2 protein-coding genes are annotated in these 1,610 nt (G+C 48.9%); one reads left to right on the top strand and one right to left on the bottom strand.

The window, feature by feature from the left end; translation table 11 throughout:
* Nucleotides 1-282 precede the first annotated feature (282 nt).
* Nucleotides 283-516, top strand: a complete 234-nt coding sequence (locus Q0294_RS00630; RefSeq protein WP_299459625.1) for a BON domain-containing protein — start codon at nt 283-285, stop codon at nt 514-516.
* A gap of 118 nt (nt 517-634) precedes the next feature.
* Here Q0294_RS00630 and plsY read toward each other — a convergent pair whose 3' ends face one another.
* The gene (gene plsY, locus Q0294_RS00625; protein ID WP_299459622.1) at nt 635-1,327 is read right to left on the bottom strand and encodes a glycerol-3-phosphate 1-O-acyltransferase PlsY; all 693 of its coding nucleotides are present in this window, start codon (nt 1,325-1,327) and stop codon (nt 635-637) included.
* Nucleotides 1,328-1,610: the final 283 nt, after the last annotated feature.

Raw genomic sequence — 1,610 nt, 5'->3', positions numbered from 1 at the left:
TGAATGAATTGCTTTCTTAAGAGAGAGGAACCTTAAGCAGGCAATGATCTTATCTGTATAACGGATAATTTCGCATTTTCCCACTGTGAATGATCAGTAACAGAAAAATGGATTTGTGTTCTGCGCCGAGCGGAACAATGTTAGCTGCTTGTCGATAAGAGTTTCAAGAGTTTGCGCCTCAGAGTTACCCGCCTTGAATGCTGCGACAGCTCAGACTTTATGCTGGCTGGAACACAAGTGATTGTCTGTCGGTACATTGACCAATTTCAAGGAGGATCGCTTATGAGTGTAGAGACCTATTCCCAAATCGCAAAAAAACTTGCCCAGAAGATCGAACAGACGATTGCCTTGCGGACCGGAAGTCAGGTTCAGTCGTTAAAAGTGGATATCCTGGGAGAAATCGTCGTTCTTTCCGGACGTACCGATTCTTTTTACCACAAGCAACTCGCCACCCATGCCGCGTTAAGCGAAATCGATCAGTATGCCCTGACGAATAATATCAGAGTCGAATCCTGATCAACTTCCCGTTCCTGTAGGGAAACAGGAGCCGCTTCTGCAAACACCAGATTCAAAATCAGAGCCAGCGATTTGATCATGACGATCTCATCGGCCTGGCTTGATCAATGACGAGATCTTACGCATCTGCATCCGGTTTAATTTCAGACGGTGCTGATTCCGCTTTTTTGCGGCTCCCAAGCTGAAACTTCTTTTCTTCCCCGCGCAGAATTCGTCCCAGATTGCTCCAGTGTCGCACAATGATCAACAGCGGGACGGCAATACTGAAAACGGCCAGTCCCCATTTTTCCTGCGTGAACGCAGAAGATCCCAGTTGAATGAACTGCGCCACGCCAAAAGCAGTCGCGGCGACAATCGAACTGAGGGCGACAATCCGTGAGATCAGAAAAGTCAGAGCAAAGGCGGCCACTGCCACCAGTGTTGACCAGGGTCCCAGCACCAGAATGACTCCCAAACTGGTGGCGACCCCTTTTCCGCCTCGAAAACCAAGCCAGACCGGGAACATGTGACCGAGAATCGTGGCCACGCCGCTCAACACGCGGACCTGATCAAAATCAGTCGAATCAGGGCTTACGAATAAGGGGGGAATGCACAACACGGGAAGCAAGCCCTTTAGAGCGTCCAGCAGGAGGACCACAATTCCCCATTTTGCTCCCAGTGTCCGTGCCACGTTGGTGGCACCGATATTACCACTGCCTACTTTGCGGATGTCGGTTCCTGCCACCAGCTTCGCTGTCAACAGGCCAAACGGAATCGAACCGGCCAGATAAGAGGTCGCTGCCACAAAAATCCAAAAATAATCTGCAAACATCGGCTGGACAGTTTCGTATAATAGATAAAGTGCCATTTCAGTGGAGGAACGGGTTGTGATGATACTCGACATCAGCCGAAAAGCACAACAACAGCCGCAGATACCTGGCAAAGTTTTCGACGCAACATTCCTGCCGACGGAGAAACGCGATGATTCTATTCGCCTTCAAAGTCAGAAAGTTGAAACATACTGTTGGCCCTGACCTTGTGAATGAATTATTCTGAAGGTTCAGGGCTCCTCTCTTCTTTACTCTGTTTCTCAATTCTCAAAATCATGACTGAAA

The organism is uncultured Gimesia sp., from assembly GCF_937919775.1.
Classification (GTDB): Bacteria; Planctomycetota; Planctomycetia; order Planctomycetales; family Planctomycetaceae; genus Gimesia.
Note: the sequence above shows the minus strand (reverse complement) of the source record. Positions and strands in the feature narration are given on the sequence as shown.